Here is a 3,160-nt window from a genome sequence, read left to right on the forward strand (position 1 = left end):
GAAACGTCAAAGTTATAGGGTCAAGTGAATAAGAGCACGTGGTGGATGCCTTGGCAATGATAGGCGACGAAGGACGTGATAGCCTGCGATAAGCTTCGGGGAGCTGGCAAATTAGCTTTGATCCGGAGATTTCCGAATGGGGAAACCCACCGAAAGGTATCGCATGATGAATACATAGTCATGCGAGGCGAACCGGGTGAACTGAAACATCTCAGTAGCTCGAGGAAAAGACATCAACCGAGATTCCGAAAGTAGTGGCGAGCGAAATCGGAAGAGCCTGTTAGTGATAGCACAAGACATAACGGAACAGTTTGGAAAGACTGGCCATAGCGGGTGATAGCCCCGTACGTGAAATGACCTGTGTGGTACTAAGCTAACGACAAGTAGGGCGGGACACGAGAAATCCTGTCTGAATATGGGGGGACCATCCTCCAAGGCTAAATACTCATCATTGACCGATAGTGAACTAGTACCGTGAGGGAAAGGCGAAAAGAACCCCGGGAGGGGAGTGAAATAGATCCTGAAACCGCGTGCTTACAAAAAGTAGGAGCCTCGTAAGGGGTGACTGCGTACCTTTTGTATAATGGGTCAGCGACTTACATTCAGTGGCAAGGTTAACCGAATAGGGAAGCCGTAGAGAAATCGAGTCCGAATAGGGCGATCAGTCGCTGGGTGTAGACCCGAAACCAAGTGATCTATCCATGGCCAGGATGAAGGTGCCGTAACAGGTACTGGAGGTCCGAACCGACTAGTGTTGCAAAACTAGCGGATGAGCTGTGGATAGGGGTGAAAGGCTAAACAAACTTGGAAATAGCTGGTTCTCTCCGAAAACTATTTAGGTAGTGCCTCAAGTATTACCATCGGGGGTAGAGCACTGTTTTGGCTAGGGGGTCATGGCGACTTACCAAACCAAGGCAAACTCCGAATACCGATGAGTACAGCTTGGGAGACAGAGCACCGGGTGCTAACGTCCGGACTCAAGAGGGAAACAACCCAGACCGCCAGCTAAGGTCCCTAAAATTGGCTAAGTGGGAAACGAAGTGGGAAGGCTAAAACAGTCAGGATGTTGGCTTAGAAGCAGCCATCATTTAAAGAAAGCGTAATAGCTCACTGATCGAGTCGTCCTGCGCGGAAGATGTAACGGGGCTAAGCCAGTTACCGAAGCTGCGGATTTGCAATTTATTGCAAGTGGTAGGAGAGCGTTCTGTAAGCCTGTGAAGGTGCGTTGTAAAGCGTGCTGGAGGTATCAGAAGTGCGAATGCTGACATGAGTAGCGTTAAAGGGGGTGAAAAGCCCCCTCGCCGTAAGCGCAAGGTTTTCTACGCAACGTTCATCGGCGTAGAGTGAGTCGGCCCCTAAGGCGAGGCAGAGATGCGTAGCTGATGGGAAACAGGTCAATATTCCTGTACCGTTATATAGTGCGATGTGGGGACGGATCTTAATAGGTCATCCAGTTATTGGATTATTCTGGTTTAGTTGGATGTAGGCGTGCATTAGGCAAATCCGGTGCACATATACCGAGGCCAACGATCGAGCGGACTTGTCCGTGAAGTGACTGAACGAGGTTCCAGGAAAAGCCACTAAGCTTCAGCTATATACGACCGTACCGCAAACCGACACTGGTGCGCGAGATGAGTATTCTAAGGCGCTTGAGAGAACTCAGGAGAAGGAACTCGGCAAATTGACACCGTAACTTCGGAAGAAGGTGTGCCCTATTAGTGTGTAGTGAACAACGAAGCATGAATGGGTTGCAAAAAATCGGTGGCTGCGACTGTTTATTAAAAACACAGCACTCTGCAAACACGAAAGTGGACGTATAGGGTGTGACGCCTGCCCGGTGCTGGAAGATTAAATGATGGGGTGCAAGCTCTTGATTGAAGTCCCAGTAAACGGCGGCCGTAACTATAACGGTCCTAAGGTAGCGAAATTCCTTGTCGGGTAAGTTCCGACCTGCACGAATGGCGTAACGATGGCCACACTGTCTCCTCCTGAGACTCAGCGAAGTTGAAATGTTTGTGATGATGCAATCTCCCCGCGGAAAGACGGAAAGACCCCATGAACCTTTACTGTAGCTTTGTATTGGACTTTGAACAGATCTGTGTAGGATAGGTGGGAGGCTTTGAAGCAGGGTCGCTAGATCTTGTGGAGCCAACGTTGAAATACCACCCTGGTGTGTTTGAGGTTCTAACCTAGGTCCATTATCTGGATCGGGGACAGTGCATGGTAGGCAGTTTGACTGGGGCGGTCTCCTCCCAAAGCGTAACGGAGGAGTTCGAAGGTACGCTAGTTACGGTCGGACATCGTGACGATAGTGCAATGGCATAAGCGTGCTTAACTGCGAGACTGACAAGTCGAGCAGATGCGAAAGCAGGACATAGTGATCCGGTGGTTCTGTATGGAAGGGCCATCGCTCAACGGATAAAAGGTACTCTGGGGATAACAGGCTGATACCGCCCAAGAGTTCATATCGACGGCGGTGTTTGGCACCTCGATGTCGGCTCATCTCATCCTGGGGCTGTAGCCGGTCCCAAGGGTATGGCTGTTCGCCATTTAAAGAGGTACGTGAGCTGGGTTTAAAACGTCGTGAGACAGTTTGGTCCCTATCTTCCGTGGGCGCTGCAGATTTGAGGAAGCCTGCTCCTAGTACGAGAGGACCGGAGTGGACACACCTCTGGTGTATCGGTTGTCACGCCAGTGGCATTGCCGAGTAGCTAAGTGTGGAAGAGATAACCGCTGAAAGCATCTAAGCGGGAAACTCGTTTCAAGATGAGATCTGCCGGGGCCTTGAGCCCCCTAAAGAGTCGTTCAAGACCAGGACGTTGATAGGTCAGGTGTGGAAGCGCAGTAATGCGTTAAGCTAACTGATACTAATTGCTCGTGCGGCTTGACCCTATAACTTTGATCATCAGATCAAGGTGTTATGCCAAGTTGACGCATTCAAAATACATTCAAGCAAGCGCAAGACAATTGCGCGCTGATTCCAAACTCTATGAATTCGTTTACCTGATCATGTGATCAGGTAAACAACCCTTTATGCCTGATGACCATAGCGAGTTGGTACCACTCCTTCCCATCCCGAACAGGACAGTGAAACGACTCAGCGCCGATGATAGTGCGGGTTCCCGTGTGAAAGTAGGTCATCGTCAGGCTCTTACAGCCC

At 50.2% G+C, this 3,160-nt stretch carries 2 rRNA genes; both read left to right on the top strand.

The annotated features are described in order from the left end of the window. Window positions 1–18: 18 nt before the first annotated feature. Window positions 19–2,892 (top strand): 23S ribosomal RNA (locus JC881_RS32170). Between the two features lie 144 nt (window positions 2,893–3,036). Beyond that, window positions 3,037–3,149 (top strand): 5S ribosomal RNA (gene rrf, locus JC881_RS32175). The last annotated feature ends 11 nt before the right edge of the window (window positions 3,150–3,160 follow it).

It is taken from the genome of Variovorax sp. IB41 (genome assembly GCF_016405905.1).
In the GTDB taxonomy this organism is placed as follows: domain Bacteria; phylum Pseudomonadota; class Gammaproteobacteria; order Burkholderiales; family Burkholderiaceae_C; genus Variovorax.